We start from the raw sequence: 15,407 nt of genomic DNA, 5'->3' as shown, positions 1-15,407 counted from the left end.
ATCTTAAATATACATTATGATACGTTTACAAAATATTGAAAAGGTGTACCGGACAGATACGGTTGAAACACTGGCTATTGACAACATTACCCTGGATATAGCTAAAGGTGAGTTTCTGTCTATTATGGGGCCTTCCGGTTGCGGTAAAAGCACACTGCTCAACATTATAGGTCTGCTGGATGAGCCTTCAAAAGGAAGCATCAGGATAGACGATCAGGATACATCGAGGTTCAGTGACCAGCAAATGGCTAAATTCAGGAATCAGAAACTGGGTTTTATTTTTCAAAGCTATCACCTGATCAATGACTTGCAGGTGCTGGATAATGTAGAGCTGCCGCTCTTATACCGCACCTCATCGGCAAAAGAACGCAGGCAACTGGCCACCGAAGCATTGGAAAAAGTAGGATTGAGTAACCGGCTTAAACACTTTCCTAACCAGCTGAGTGGTGGTCAGCGCCAGCGTGTAGCCATAGCGAGGGCTATTGTAGGTCGTCCGCAGATCATTCTGGCTGATGAGCCTACCGGAAACCTGGACAGTGCTATGGGCAATGAGATCATGGATATCCTGATCAATCTGAACAAGAATGACGGCACAACGATCATCATGGTAACGCATGATGAAAATATGGCGCATAAGACACACCGTCTGGTTAGGTTGTTTGACGGTTCACAAGTTCAATAAATCATTTAGTAGCTATTATTATGCTTAAAAATTACTTTAAAATAGCCATAGCGGTGCTGCGGCGCAGGAAGTTTTTTACTTTTATAAGTCTGTTCGGCATCAGCTTTACGCTCACGATTGTGATGACGTCAACCGCATTGCTGGAGAATGTCATGAGTCCGGCCTATCCGGATTACAACAGGGAACGCTCGCTCTATGTGCAGCGTGTAACACTTAAAAATACGAAGGAGGGATGGATCAATAGTAATTCGGCGTCTTACAACTTCGTAAAAAAATATGTGTCTACGTTGAAAAAGCCCGAGAAGATTGCATTTTATACTTCAGGTACCAATACCAATGCCTACGTTAACAATAAAAAGATCTTGCTGGAAGTTAAGTATACTAACGATTTGTATTGGGAGGTAGCAAGCTTTGATTTTCTGTCTGGCAAAGCTTATACAAAGCGGCAGATAGATAATGCTGAACGGGTGGCCATTATTTCCGACCGGACTAGAAAGGCCTATTTTGGCGATCAGCAAGATGTGGTAGGGAAAAACATTGAAGTGGACAACGTCAACTACCGGGTAAATGGTGTAGTACGCGGAGTGCCCAGAACCAATCGTCATTTCCAGGCAGAAGTTTATCTGCCATATACCGTGTCAAAAACCGGGTACGATGACCAGGGCGTGATGGGCAACTTCAGCGTGATCCTGCTCGCTAAATCTGCAGCAGATATGCCTTCAATACGGGCCGAATATCAGAAGATGGTGGATAAGATTCCGGTAGATAAGGAATATGATAAATTATATGCACATGCCGATACACCGTGGGAAGACTTGTCAAGGCGGTTCTTTGGCAGCGATGACTCGGTGGGCTTTGGTAAAATGCTGGTTATGGTGAGCGCCTTTCTGCTGCTGTTTCTGTTATTGCCAACTATAAATCTCGTCAACATTAATATAACCAGGATTATGGAGCGGTCTTCTGAAATTGGAGTCAGGAAAGCATTTGGCGCCTCCTCCAGAACGCTGGTCTATCAGTTTCTGGTAGAAAACATCATTTTGACACTTTTAGGCGGGCTTATTGGAATAGTCTTTTCTTATGTGGTGATTTACATATTCAACCAGTCTGGTTATACACCTGACCTCAACTTGTCGCTCAACTTTTCCGTACTGGCGCTGGGGCTATTTGTATGCCTGCTATTCGGCTTACTTTCAGGTGTATACCCCGCCTGGCGAATGTCGCGGCTCAACGTAGTTTCCGCATTGAAGGTGAGGTAATTCAATATTTGAAATCAATAATAAGACATTATCATGATTAAACACTTATTTACACTAATATGGAACAAAAGGAAGCACAATGTCCTGTTCCTCTCGGAAATACTGATCTCCTTTTTAGTAATTTTCGCGGTATTCTCTATGTTCGTATTTTACTACCTGAATTACGTAAAGCCATCAGGGTTTGAATATGAGCGGGTATGGTCGATATCGTATAATAATCCGCTGAAAACTAAAGACAAAGATACACTCGCGACCTTTTACAAACAGGTGAGGTCTACGCTCACAGCACTTCCGCAAATAGAAGAGCTCAGTTTCTCTAGTCATAATTATCCCTATTCAAATAGTATTTCTACCTCTGGTTTTAGCTATAAGGACAAGAAATTAATCGGGGTCAATTTTTTTCAAACCGATGAGGATTATTGCAAGGTACTGGGTATAAATGTGATAGAGGGTCGCTGGTTCAAAAAGGAAGATGGCTTGATGAAGAACAATTATATGATCATCAATGCCAGCTTAAAGAAAGCGATGTTTGGCAACGAAACGGCAATTGGCAAGTATACCGGTGAAGATAAGGATGAAAACCGGTCACTGATAATTGGTGTGATAGACGACGTAAAAACCACTGGTGACTACTGGCCAGCGGGGCAAAGTATGTATAAAATGGTGGATTCGGGTGCTTATGAGTGGCTGGGTATCATGCTGCTAAAGGTGTCTAAAGATGCCGATGCGGCATTTGAAAGCCGTCTTTCTAAGATTCTTGCGAAGGCGATTCCCAACTCGAACATCGAGATCAAGCATCTGACTGAGACGCGGGAGTCGAAAAACAGCGATACCGTTATTCCGGTGATTATCTGCAGCATCATTGCCGGATTCCTGATCATAAATGTAGCGCTCGGACTGTTTGGCGTACTGTGGTACAACATCAATCAGCGACGCGGAGAAATAGGTCTGAGGCGGGCAATAGGGGCTAGCGGGTCGTCCATATCAAGTCAGCTGGTAGCTGAATCGATGCTGCTGGCTACGTTGTCTCTGATAGTAGGTTTCTTCTTTGCAATCCAGTTTCCACTGCTTAGTGTATTTAACGTGCCACCGCAGGTATACCTGATTGCCCTGCTGATGGCCATAGCATTCATTTATTTGCTAGTAATCGTATGTTCGCTGTATCCAGGTAGGCAGGCAGCAGCAATTCACCCGGCAATTGCATTGCATGAAGAATAATAACTATATTAACTTTGTATATGATATTGATTGTAGATGATGATATTGCTGTAAGGACTTCACTGGCATTGCTACTGGAAAATGCAGGCAACAACGTGCTTGCAGCAGGGAATGCTTCAGAGGCATTAGACATCATAGACAGGCAGTTACCTGACCTGATTATCCTGGACCTCAACTTTTCCATAGATACTTCGGGAAAAGAGGGGATGGATTTCCTGAAAACTATCAGAAGGCATCATCCGGCGCTGCCTGTGATACTGATCACCGGCTGGGCAAGTATAGAGCTGGCTGTTGAAGGTATGAAGCTCGGGGCCAATGACTTTATCAATAAACCATGGAACAATGATTATGTATTGCAGTCGGTAAAGACTTTACTGGAACTGAATACTGCCAAAGTAAAGGACGGTACGCGCAAGCAGCTGGATAAGCAATACAATTTCAAACAAATTATAGCAGAAGATCCTGCCATGCTCGCTATATTGCAAACCATTGGCCAGGTAGCTTTTACGGATGCCTCTGTGCTTATATTGGGTGAAAGCGGTACGGGAAAGGAACTGATAGCAGAGGCCATTCATGAAAATAGCGTGCGGAGGAATAAGCCTTTTGTAAAGGTAAACCTTGGCGGCATTTCATCCTCATTATTTGAAAGTGAGATGTTTGGACATGTACGGGGTGCCTTTACTGATGCAAGGTTTGACCGTACAGGGCGTTTTGAAATGGCCAATAAGGGTACTATATTTTTAGATGAAATAGGTGAACTGGAAGCTGGAAGTCAGGTGAAACTGCTAAGGGTACTTCAGGACAGAACATACGAAGTGCTGGGCAGCAGCCGAAGTAAAGTGGTAGACATCAGGGTGGTGTGTGCAACAAATAAAAACTTAAATGAAATGGTCGGTGCGGGCACTTTCAGAGAAGATCTGTTGTATCGCATCAACCTGATCACCATCAAATTACCCCCGCTGCGCGAAAGGGCAGGTGATATTCCTTTGCTGGTCAATTTCTTCATTTCCAATCTCAAAGAGATCTACAACAGGCCTTTACTTTCTGTCTCGCCCGCTGCGATGAGGTGGTTACAGCAATTGGAACTGCCGGGCAACATCAGGCAGTTGAAAAACCTGGTAGAGCGGTCTATCCTGGTAAGTAGAAAAAATGAACTGGGTGTGGATGACTTTAAATCACAACTGGAATTGTCGCCTTCCAAAAAGGCAGACATGCAAATGCCGGGTGTAGGGAGTATCACATTGGAGCAGATGGAGATAGAAATGGTAAAAAGGGCGATGAATTTTCATCAGAATAAGATTACTAAAGCCGCGGCATCGCTGGGGATCACCAGAAATGCCCTCTACAGAAGGCTGGAAAAGTACCGGATTCCGTTTAATGAAGGTGAGGACTAGACCATGAAGCGCAGAATAAGTATCCTGAAGCTTAAGACTAAGTTTATGCTTTTTATACTGGTCATTCACCTGGTCTTTTTAGCGCTTTGTTACCTGATCTTTGAGAAAGATAAACTGTACTTTATCGCATCAGAAGTCTTTGTATTGATCTCATTGTCAATTTCAATAGGCTTATACAGGCAGCTTATCGAGCCGCTTACTTATATTAAAGAGGGCATTAATGCCATAAAAGACCGCGATTTTAATGTGAAGTTCTTACTGACCGGCAAGATAGAGATAGACGAACTGATTGTGGTATACAACCAAATGATGGACGCACTCAGAGAGGAAAGGACCAGACAGGAGGCACAACATTTCTTTCTGGAGAAACTGATCCATACTTCGCCAACGGGTATTATCATCCTGGATTACGACAATCGGATCAGGCAAATCAACCCAAAGGCTGCAGAAATACTGGGCGCTGGTTCTGATGATTTTGTGAAGCAATTGGAACCGCTTAAACCCGGCGAGTCTAAAACCATCAGGATAGGAGGGATTAATACCTATAAGGTACAGAAGTCGCATTTTATAGATAGGGGATTTGCGCGTGTATTTGTGATGATGGAAGAACTTACCGCTGAGATCTTTGAAGCTGAAAAGAATGCTTATGGTAAAGTGATCAGGATGATGGCCCATGAGGTTAATAATACGGTTGGTCCGGTCAATTCCATTATTAGTCAGGCTTTGGATACAAGTGGTCTTTGGCTATCCGCAAATAGTGATTCGCTTAAGAATGCCATGCAGATTGCTGTAGAAAGAAATCAAAACCTCAACCTGTTTATGAGGAATTTTGCAGATCTGGTTAAGTTGTCGCCGGTAAATAAACTCAGGACTGACGTGGGGGCATTGGTACAATCTGTTGCGGATTTTATGCAGATAAAGGCAGGTCAGCATCAAGTTGGCTTTGAATTTAATCTCCCTCAGCCTTATTATGTGATGGCCGACGTTCAGCAAATGGAACAGGTACTGATCAATATCGTTAAGAATGCAATTGAGGCGATTGGATCAGATGGTACGGTGAGTTTCCTACTTGATACCGCATCCCGGAAGCTGACAATTTCAGATACGGGCAAAGGAATTTCTGAACAATTGGGAGAACAACTGTTCAGCCCGTTTTTTAGCACCAAAAAAGACGGTCAGGGGATAGGCCTGACCCTGGTAAGGGAGATTTTACTCAATCATGGATTTGAGTTTTCATTAGCGACCCTGAAACCGGGACAAACAGATTTTGTGATCCTGTTTGGGTAAAACCAGCAATTGAATTTTCAGTTAAATTATTACAAAACTTTATCGGTTTTATTTATAATTTTAGTTTACACATAAAACACATAATATGAAACTGAAATTATTACTGCTATTTTCCTTGTACGGGCTGTTTGCCCGTGCACAGGAGGAACCCACTTATGAGAAAAAGGTAAAGTTCGGGTTGAAAGCCGGTGTTAACGCCTCGTTATTTACACGCGAGGTAGCTCCTTTTGATGGTGAAAGGTCACCAAAGTATGCCGATTTTCTATCTTATTACCGACCCTCAGGAATGGGGGGTGTCACTGCTCAACTTACCTTAAACAAGCATTTCAGCTTAGGGGCCGAAGTGATCTTTAATTCCAGAGGCATGGCCTTCAGGGAACCGAATCAGCGAGTGATTATAGTTGATGATGAAGGCAATGAGGAATTTGCCTATACTTATTTTAACTATAATATTGATTACATCGAATTTCCATTGATGATAAACTATGGATTCAAACCTCCGGCTTATAAAGTGATGGTAATGGGGTACATAGGTTTGGCGCCTGGGACGGTTGTAAACCGCAAAACCAAATTAAGGTATGAGAAAAGTACGGATGGATCGCCAAGCAGAGGGAGGAATGAACAGGCAAGATTAAATAGTGTCAATCCATTCAACACCAGTTTGCTTGCGGGTGTACAGATTGGAGAAAAGAATACTGACAGAGCCACTATCTTTGGAGATTTAAGATTCAGCCATACACTGCTTCCTGTTTTTGAAAGGGATAAAACACTTGAAGGGGGTAATTTGAAAACACATATGTTTACAGCATCTATGGCGTTTGGTGTCAGGTTTTAGATTTTGTGTCAGGTCAAATTTATATAAAGGCTAATGCTGAATTATTTAAAATAAACTGCTAGCTTACGTTCGTAAAACTAAACACACAATAAAACATGTCTAGACAAGTTAAAGCATGTAAAACCAAATATATTAATGGAGAAAGAACATCTTAGAAGCCAGGGTTGGTTTGGCAAAAAAGGGAAGGATGGGTTTATTTATCGTGCCTGGATGAAAAATCAGGGAATACCATCCCATCAGCTGCAGGGCAAGCCTGTAATCGGAATATGTAATACCTGGTCGGAACTAACGCCCTGCAATGCGCATTTTAGGGAACTTGCTGAGTCTGTAAAGAACGGGATCTATGAGGCTGGAGGATATCCGGTAGAATTTCCGGTAATGTCGCTCGGTGAAACTTTAATGAAGCCAACGGCTATGCTTTACCGAAATCTGGTCAGTATGGATGTGGAAGAATCAATCAGGGCAAATCCCCTGGACGGCGTGGTGCTGCTCTGCGGATGCGACAAAACAACACCTGCACTGGTAATGGGAGCCTGTAGCGTAGACCTACCGACTATTGTGATTTCAGGTGGCCCAATGCTGACTGGCAAGCACAGGGGCAAAGACATCGGTACCTCAGATATATGGACTTTCTTTGAGGACAACCGCTCCGGCACTATGAGCGATGAGGAGCTTTATACTGCTGAAGCCTGTCTGGCCAGGAGCAAGGGACATTGCGCAGTTATGGGCACGGCATCAACCATGGCATGTATGGTAGAATCGCTGGGTTTATCCCTGCCCGACAATGCAGCGATACCAGCTGCAGATTCCCGCAGAAAAGCATTGGCGCACCTCTCCGGAAACCGCATAGTGGAGATGGTAAAAGAAGACCTTAAGTTGTCTGATATATTAACGCGTAAGGCATTTGAAAATGCCATTACAGTAAATGCAGCCATAGGAGGTTCTACAAATTTCATCATCCACTTGTTGGCCATTGCAGCCAGAATAGGTGTGGAACTCAGTATTGATGATTTTAATACAGCGGCAAGAGGGGTGCCTTTGCTGGCAAATCTGCAGCCTTCAGGGAAGTATTTTATGGAAGATTTCTATTATGCCGGAGGATTGCCTGCTTTAATGAAAGAATTGCAAAGCCACCTTCATAATGAAACCATCACCATAAGCGGCAAGCCTATGGCAGATAATTACAGTGACTGTGTTTGCTATAACAGGGACCTGATAGGCACATTGGAAACTCCTTTTAATACCACAGCAGGGATCGTTGTGGTAAAGGGTAATCTGGCCGAAAATGGTGCTGTGCTAAAACCATCAGCAGCCACACCAGCCCTCTTAAAACACACTGGCAAGGCCGTGGTTTTTGAAGACATAGACGATTATAAGCATAAAATAGATGATCCTGAACTGGATGTCGGGGAAAGCAGTATCCTGGTATTAAAAAATGTAGGGCCGCGTGGCTACCCTGGTATGCCTGAAGTCGGCAATATGTCTATTCCTAAGAAATTGCTGGATCAGGGCGTAAGAGATATGGTGAGGATTTCTGACGGACGCATGAGCGGAACGGGGTTTGGAACTGTAGTGCTCCATGTATCGCCGGAAGCGGCAGTGGGCGGTACGCTGGCGGTGGTTCAGAATGGGGATGTCATTACCCTGGATGTGCAGGCAGGTATCCTTCATCTGGAGGTTTCTGATGAAGAAATCAGCTTGAGAAAGGCAAAGCTAAACCTGCATGGCAATATTGTCAACAGAGGTTATACCCATCTGTACCAGATGCATGTGGAACAAGCACATTTAGGGGCAGATTTTGATTTTTTAAAAGGTGGATCAGGTAGTAAAGTAGTTAAGGATTCTCATTGAAATTAATATATGAATTTTAAAGATTTTGAAGGAATGGTTGCGATAGTAACCGGGGCGGGCAAAGGAATAGGATATGAAATAGCTAGTAAATTGGTCAGGAATGGTGCCTCAGTAATCATCAATGACAATGATCCGGAGCTGATAAAATCTGCCTCAGATAGCATCAATGCTATAGGGCCGGGCGTAACATATCCCATAGCCGGTGATGCTGGAGACATCGACCTGGTACAACAGCTGGTAGATGAAGCGGTGCAGCGCTTTGGTAAGTTGAATGTAGTTGTTGCCAATGCCGGGATTACATTATTTGGCGATTTCCTAAAGTATGAGCCACAGGCTTTTCAGGATGTAATGCGGGTAAACCTGCAGGGCAGTTTCTTTTTGGCACAAAGGGCATCACTGCAGATGATCAAACAGCAAAGCGGCGGAAGCATACTGTTTATGTCTTCCGTCACCGGTCAGCAGGCGCACAAAGATCTGGCAGCGTATGCAATGACCAAAGCAGGGCTGCAAATGCTTGCCAAGAACCTTGTCATAGAGCTTTCTGAATATAAGATCACCGTAAATACAGTGGCGCCCGGGGCTACGCTTACTGAGCGGACCCTGGAAGATGAAGATTATAAAAGTACCTGGGCACGTATCACGCCAATGGGCAGGGCAGGAACGGTGGATGACGTTGCTAACGCAGTATTGTTTTTAGTATCCCCTCAGGCCAGCCAGATTACCGGACAGACCTTGGTGGTAGACGGTGGCTGGAGCGCGGTTAGTATTTCACCATTTTAATTTAGCATGACGGTATCTACATTATATAAAGCATCAAATGTGCTGGGCGAATCTCCTTTTTGGCATGCAAAGCGGCAAAGTCTTTTTTGGGTAGATATCGAACAGGGTATACTCCATGAACTGGATTGGAAAACAAAAAATGCTCAGACCTGGCGGCTCGGCCGCCGTGTATCATTGATCATTGAAGGAAATGATGACCAACTGACCCTTGGCGTGCAGGGTGGCCTGATAAGCATGGACCTGCAAACCGGGGAGTTTGAATGGCTTGCCGACATAGAAAAGCATATCCCTGATCGCAGATGTAACGATGGTGGTGTGGACAGTAAAGGCCGGATTTGGATCGGTGTGATGGACATTCATTGCAAAGCAGGCCATGGGAGCTTATATCGCCTTGCTAATCTTTCAGCGCCTCCTGTAAAAATGCTGGAGGAGCTGACCATACCCAACGGACTGGTATGGTCGCACAACAATGACCGTATGTATTTTATCGACACAGTTTCCCGGTCGGTAAAATCTTATTTGTTCAATGTAGTAACAGGTGCGATTGAATATGAAAAGGATGCGATCAATATTCCCCCGCAAATGGGCATGCCTGATGGGATAACCATAGATAATCAAGGCATGCTATGGGTAGCTTTATATGGTGGCTTTGCCTTAGGGCGATGGAATCCGCTCAGTGGCAAACTGATTGATCTGATAAAGTTACCTGTTCCAAATGTCACCAACTGTTGTTTTGCGGGTGATCAGCTTGACGAACTGGTCATTACCACTGCCAGGGAAAACCTGACTCCGCAACAGCTAAGCGAATATCCCGAAAGCGGCAATTTGTTTATCATCAAATCTCCCGGGGTGAAAGGAGTTAAGGTTTATAGTGAAAATGCGACATAGCTATCGCCTTTTTTAGTGCCCAGTTTTGCCCCGCCACACGCCACTACAACATATTGTTTACCATTCACTTCGTAAGTACTTGGCGTAGCATAACCTGCAGCAGGTAGCTGTGTTTCCCACAATAGGTTCCCCGTCTTTTTATCAAATGCCCGGAACATACCATCTTTTGTTGCGGCAATGAACAGCAACCCTCCTGCGGTTATTGTTGGCCCGCCATAATTCTCTGTACCTGTTTGCGGTATACCTTTTGCTGACAGTTCTTTAAATTCACCAAGTGTCCGCTTCCATAAGTGCTTACCCGTGTTCATATCTATCGCAGTAAGTGTGCCCCAGGGCGGACTGATAGCCGGATATCCATTGTTGTCCAGGAACTTGTCATATCCATTAAATTTATAAGGTGCAGCAGCAGCAGCGGTTTTGCTACCGGCAATTGCTGAAGAAGCTTCGGTTTTCTCTTCATTAAAAAGGAAATCTATGATGCTTTGTTTTTGAATGGCAGAGAGTTGATTAAAGCCTGGCATCATCCCTCGTCCGCTGGTAATTAGCCGGGAAATTTCTTTCCTGCTTACACGCGTTTTGATATTTACTAAAGAAGGAAAGCCGCTTGCAGGGTTTCCTTTTAACTCAGCACCGTGGCAGGTTATACAGGTATTGTTGTAAAGCAAATGTCCGGAACTTAGATTTTCTGAGTTACTTCTTTTGTTCTCGCTCAAGCTAAAAATCCAGGGCATCTCATTGGCATTGACATACAAAATACCTTCAGGGTCTACCGCCGCACCGCCCCATTCTGCTCCTCCATCTGCTCCAGGTAATAAGATCGTAGGGCTAAGACTTAAGGGCTGAAAAGTACCCTTCCTGGCCTTTCTGAATATTTCAATCAGTTCCTGTCGGTTCTCAGCAATATGGCTGATGTCATTTTCAGTCACGTTTTGCCGGGCAAAAGCGGCAGGCAATCTTGGGATAGGCTGTGTAGGCCAGGCTTTTTCTCCAGGCATATCCGATTTCGGAAAAGGCTTTTCATCAATAGGAAATAAAGGCTTTCCGGTGACGCGGTCAAAGATAAATACATAGCCATTTTTAGTAACCTGGGCTACTGCATCAATGACTTTACCCTTCTGTTTTACTTTTAAAAGATTTGGTGGCGCAGGCAAATCCCTGTCCCAGATATCATGGTGAACCATCTGATAGTGCCATATATATTTTCCTGTGCGTGCATTCAGCGCAATCAGGCAATTTGCAAACAGATTTTTACCCGATCTGTTCCCGCCATAGAAGTCAAATGCAGCAGATCCGGTGGGGACGTAGATGATCTGTCTTTCTCTGTCTATCGACATTCCTGGCCAGCTGTTTGCGCCGCCAACTTCTTGTTTGACTTTGATGTCTGCTGGCCAGGTTTCTGCACCCGGTTCTCCTGCATCCGGTATCGTTTTAAATACCCAGGCTACTTTACCTGTTCTAACGTCAAAGGCCTGGATATATCCAATTGCTGCACCTCCATCCTCGCCAACCCGCAAAGGCATGATAATTAAATCCTCAAATAAGGTTCCAGGAGTGTTAGATACTACATAACGGTTTGTCGCATTAGCTTCCAGACCTGCTTTCAGACTTACTTTTCCGCCATCTCCAAACGATTTGACAAGCTGCCCGGTCTCTGCATTGAGGGCATACAAAGAAGCATTATAACCATATAAAATACGCTTGTCATCACCATCTTTCCAGTATGTTACTCCCCGGTTTGTGTTAGAAGTCCCTTCGCCTGGCTGTACATATTTCCATTTCTGCATACCATTGGCCGCATCAAGTGCAAATACCTGATTAGAGGCTGTTACTCCGTACAATACGTCATCTACTATGATCGGATTGCATTGCACCTGACCGGAATCTCCGGATTTATATTCCCAAACCTTTTTTAGGTTGGATACATTACCTGCATTAATTTGCCTGAGTGAAGAATAATGACTTCTGTCCGGGCCGCCCAAATACTCTGACCACTTAGAATGATCCAGGTCGGCATGTTTGTTTAGCTTCCAGCTGTGCAAAAGAATTGCTGCAGCGCAGATTATACAGATTATGGTTATGCTTTTTTTCATAATATCTTCAGAGGCTTACTGATATTTATTTACATCCAACATACTGATTATCAAGAATTGTTTTAAATTGATATTTCTCTCATTCAAGGTCAGTATTTTATTGGTAGATTACTAGTTCTAAATTAAACTAAAATCTATCTGTTAACTATCATATGTCTGAAAAAAATATTCTTAAATGGGCTTCCTATTTTCTTTTCATAGTAGTGATCACCAGTTCCCTATTTCAATTATATTTTACACATCAAATAAAGGAAGAGCAAAGTTCCATTCAGAAGGTCCAGATGCTCTTAAATTTAACAGACGAACTCAGCGCCAACTTAGGGTCAGTTCAACAAACTTTTAGATCATATTCAATTGCCCGCGATCCTGAAGCACTAACTAATCTTGTAAAATTCCAAAATGTTGTCAGCAAAGTTCTCATAGAACAATTAACACTATCTGCAGAATACCCTGATCTAAAGAATCTGGTTGAAAAAATAGACCGGATTTATCACACAGAAAATAAAGCGATCAATAGTTATATAGCTGCCCATCCTAAGGATTTAGTTACAGAACAATCCATAAAGGCGGTAGAGCAAAGTGAAAGTGGGATGGGAATGGTGTGGACACTTTTATTCGAATATAAGGAACGCTTAAAGAATCGTGTAAAGTCTACCAACCAAGATATTAATGATGTTTCTGCCAAGTCCTATTCTGCTAATATAGGTTCTTTAGTTTTATTATTGATACTTTTAATCCTTAACGGATATAACTTTTTAAGAAAGAGACGAATCGAAACTACAAGTGCCAGCAGTGGGGTCATTTCAGAACAAGACATGTTACTGGGAGCACTTTTGGAGAACACTTCAACCTGTATGATGATCAGGGATCGGGCGGGAAAAATCCTCTTCGCAAATAAAGCCACACAGGAGTTTATTGGTTTGAATGAGAAGGATATAGTAGGTAAAACGTTTGACCGACTTGAATTTACAAAGGAGATTCAATATGGGAATAGTGATATCAGGATAGATGTGAATTATCCTTATTTCGAAACAGAAGAGCGCGTATTTGTAGACGGCAAAACTCTTTATTTTTTTACCAGACAATTCCCTATTAAGAATAGCAGAGGTGAAGTCATTGCATCTGGATTAATAAGCAGAAATATTACAGAGCGGATTGTGTATGAAGAAGGATTAAAAAAATCAAGACATGAAGCGGAAAATGCACGGCTGACCCAGGAACAGTTTATGGCTAATATCAGTCATGAAATTCGCACACCAATGAACGGAATTATGGGAATGACAAGCCTCCTTTCTGAAACCAGTTTGGATGCTACCCAAGACGAATACTTGGAGATCATACGCCAATCATCTAAAAACTTAATGGTGTTGATCAATGATATCCTGGATTTCTCCAAAATAGAAGCTGGCAAACTTGAACTGGAAAAGATTGCGTTCAAAATAACTGATGTATTGACCCAGGTGATTGATTCAATGCAAGTAAAAGCTAAGGAAAAACAACTGCCTGTGCATTTAACCATAGATCACAAAGTACCTCTTGGTGTCTTGGGCGATCCTTTAAGATTACACCAGATCATATCAAATATCTTGTCCAACGCCATAAAGTTCACATCTGAAGGCGCTATTCACATCGATGTTACTGCACAAAGTTGCAATTTTGGTATTGTGAAACTACAATTCCGGATTACAGATACAGGTATCGGCATTCCTGAAGAGCGGATTGGCTACATCTTTCAAAGTTTTACGCAGACCAGTTTAGATATCACCAGGAAATTTGGAGGCACAGGTCTTGGACTAGCAATTGTAAAACAGCTTGTAGAGTTATTTGAGGGCAAGATTTCTGTAACCAGCAAAGTTGGAAACGGAAGTTCATTTCTAATTGAGATACCCTTCAGCACGGTGCCGGTAGCCAACAGAAGCACAGAAGAAGAAGCTAAGTTTGCGTTATTGTGTAATAAGCGCATCCTTGTGGTCGAAGACAACATAATTAATCAGAAAGTGATCATTAAAACACTTGAAAATTCAGGAATGCATACCACATTGGCAGATAACGGCTTCTCAGCAATCGAACTTTTAAAGCATCAGGAGTTTGACCTCATTATCATGGACATACAAATGCCAGAAATAGACGGGCGCGAGACGACAGTGAAAATAAGGAAAGAACTAGGTCTACTTGACATTCCGATCATTGCAATGACCGCATCAGTACTCGCCGATGAAAGCGACAAATGTAAAGCTGCAGGGATGAATGAATACATATCCAAACCTTTTGTAAAAGAAGATCTGTTTGAGAAAATGCTGCTATTTATTTAGCAAATTCAATTTCGTAAATATGTTTCCATAGCTTTCCGGTTATATACACCTTATCCGCCTTTGCATCAAAGGCAATGCCGTTCATTTCTGCGCCCAGTATATTCTTGCTTCGTTCCATAGTAAATATGGATCCTAGATCTATTCTCCCCACTATTTTTCCATTTGAAGGGTCAATCTTAACAATGAAATTGCTGAGCCATATATTCGCGTAAATAAATCCATTGATATATTCCAGTTCATTGATCATGTTTTCCGACTGGCCGTACTTGGTTACATTGATTGTTTTTACAGGTAGTAGGCTTTGTGGGTCCAGGAAAGTAATCACACTCGTGCCATCACTCATGATCAGCTGTTTACCATCCGTAGTCATGCCCCATCCTTCTAGGTTATTATACTTAAATCCACCCAGTTTTTTAAAGGTAGTCGCGTCGTAAATAAATCCCTCACGGTTTTTGTAAGTAAGCTGGTATAGTTTGTTATTCAAAATAGCAATCCCTTCACCAAAGTATTTTGATCTGTCCAGCTCAACTTTGATATCAAGTTTTCCGGTTTTCAGATCCATTTTACCAATCAGGGACCGGGCTTTTTGCATGTCATCGGGTGAGCCGGTGCTCTCAATCAATTCCCCGTTATAAACCAGCAAACCTTCTGTAAACAAGGTGCTGTCATGCGGAAGTATGGCTTTTAGCTTAAAATCAATCGCCGCTATGCTATTCGTGGTAACTACTTGTTCTGTACTTTTAGGGCCGTTCTGACAGCTTTGCAGACCGGCCAGTAGAACCGCACAAATTATGATTTTGATCTTCATTTTTTA

General features: G+C 43.0%; 12 protein-coding genes. 10 read left to right on the top strand and 2 right to left on the bottom strand.

From position 1 onward, the window contains the following. The first annotated feature begins 16 nt into the window (after positions 1-16). The 9 genes from EZ437_RS16055 to EZ437_RS16015 all read left to right on the top strand — a co-directional run bounded on the left by EZ437_RS16055 (position 17) and on the right by EZ437_RS16015 (position 10,191). Positions 17-682, top strand: a complete 666-nt coding sequence (locus EZ437_RS16055) for an ABC transporter ATP-binding protein (RefSeq protein ID WP_131597079.1) — start codon at positions 17-19, stop codon at positions 680-682. A 20-nt stretch (positions 683-702) separates the two neighbouring features. Further along, on the top strand, positions 703-1,938 hold the full coding sequence (locus tag EZ437_RS16050) for an ABC transporter permease (RefSeq protein ID WP_131597078.1): 1,236 nt from the start codon (positions 703-705) through the stop codon (positions 1,936-1,938). Between the two features lie 33 nt (positions 1,939-1,971). Continuing rightward, positions 1,972-3,156 carry an ABC transporter permease gene (locus tag EZ437_RS16045; RefSeq protein ID WP_131597077.1) on the top strand — a complete coding sequence of 395 codons (1,185 nt, stop codon included), beginning with the start codon at positions 1,972-1,974 and terminating at the stop codon, positions 3,154-3,156. A gap of 20 nt (positions 3,157-3,176) precedes the next feature. Further along, a complete protein-coding gene (locus tag EZ437_RS16040; protein ID WP_131597076.1) occupies positions 3,177-4,550 on the top strand; it encodes a sigma-54-dependent transcriptional regulator in 1,374 nt (457 codons plus the stop codon). A gap of 3 nt (positions 4,551-4,553) precedes the next feature. Next, positions 4,554-5,837, top strand: coding sequence for a sensor histidine kinase (locus EZ437_RS16035; RefSeq protein ID WP_225869604.1), 1,284 nt, complete (start codon positions 4,554-4,556; stop codon positions 5,835-5,837). Between the two features lie 85 nt (positions 5,838-5,922). Further along, a complete protein-coding gene (locus tag EZ437_RS16030) occupies positions 5,923-6,672 on the top strand; it encodes a porin family protein (RefSeq protein ID WP_131597075.1) in 750 nt (249 codons plus the stop codon). Between the two features lie 135 nt (positions 6,673-6,807). Next, positions 6,808-8,523 carry an IlvD/Edd family dehydratase gene (locus tag EZ437_RS16025; RefSeq protein ID WP_131597074.1) on the top strand — a complete coding sequence of 572 codons (1,716 nt, stop codon included), beginning with the start codon at positions 6,808-6,810 and terminating at the stop codon, positions 8,521-8,523. Between the two features lie 9 nt (positions 8,524-8,532). Continuing rightward, entirely contained in the window at positions 8,533-9,303 is a 771-nt protein-coding gene (locus EZ437_RS16020; RefSeq protein ID WP_131597073.1) for an SDR family NAD(P)-dependent oxidoreductase, read from the top strand. A gap of 6 nt (positions 9,304-9,309) precedes the next feature. Then, positions 9,310-10,191 (top strand): SMP-30/gluconolactonase/LRE family protein, encoded by an 882-nt coding sequence (locus EZ437_RS16015; RefSeq protein ID WP_131597072.1) that lies wholly within the window; start codon positions 9,310-9,312, stop codon positions 10,189-10,191. On the opposite strand, the gene EZ437_RS16010 is transcribed toward EZ437_RS16015, so the two are convergent. Beyond that, complete coding sequence (locus EZ437_RS16010) at positions 10,170-12,281, bottom strand: outer membrane protein assembly factor BamB family protein (RefSeq protein ID WP_131597071.1); 2,112 nt, start codon at positions 12,279-12,281, stop codon at positions 10,170-10,172. The two genes, EZ437_RS16015 and EZ437_RS16010, sit on opposite strands and share 22 nt — an antisense overlap. Before the next feature lie 152 nt (positions 12,282-12,433). Here EZ437_RS16010 and EZ437_RS16005 point away from each other — a divergent pair, with 152 nt between their 5' ends. Further along, positions 12,434-14,593, top strand: coding sequence for an ATP-binding protein (locus EZ437_RS16005; protein WP_131597070.1), 2,160 nt, complete (start codon positions 12,434-12,436; stop codon positions 14,591-14,593). On the opposite strand, the gene EZ437_RS16000 is transcribed toward EZ437_RS16005, so the two are convergent. Further along, positions 14,586-15,401 (bottom strand): glutaminyl-peptide cyclotransferase, encoded by an 816-nt coding sequence (locus tag EZ437_RS16000; RefSeq protein ID WP_131597069.1) that lies wholly within the window; start codon positions 15,399-15,401, stop codon positions 14,586-14,588. The genes EZ437_RS16005 and EZ437_RS16000 overlap by 8 nt on opposite strands. Positions 15,402-15,407 lie beyond the last annotated feature (6 nt).

The sequence above is a fragment of the Pedobacter psychroterrae genome, assembly GCF_004331695.1.
Taxonomy (GTDB): Bacteria; Bacteroidota; Bacteroidia; order Sphingobacteriales; family Sphingobacteriaceae; genus Pedobacter; species Pedobacter psychroterrae.
This window is presented reverse-complemented; position numbering and strand designations above follow the sequence as displayed.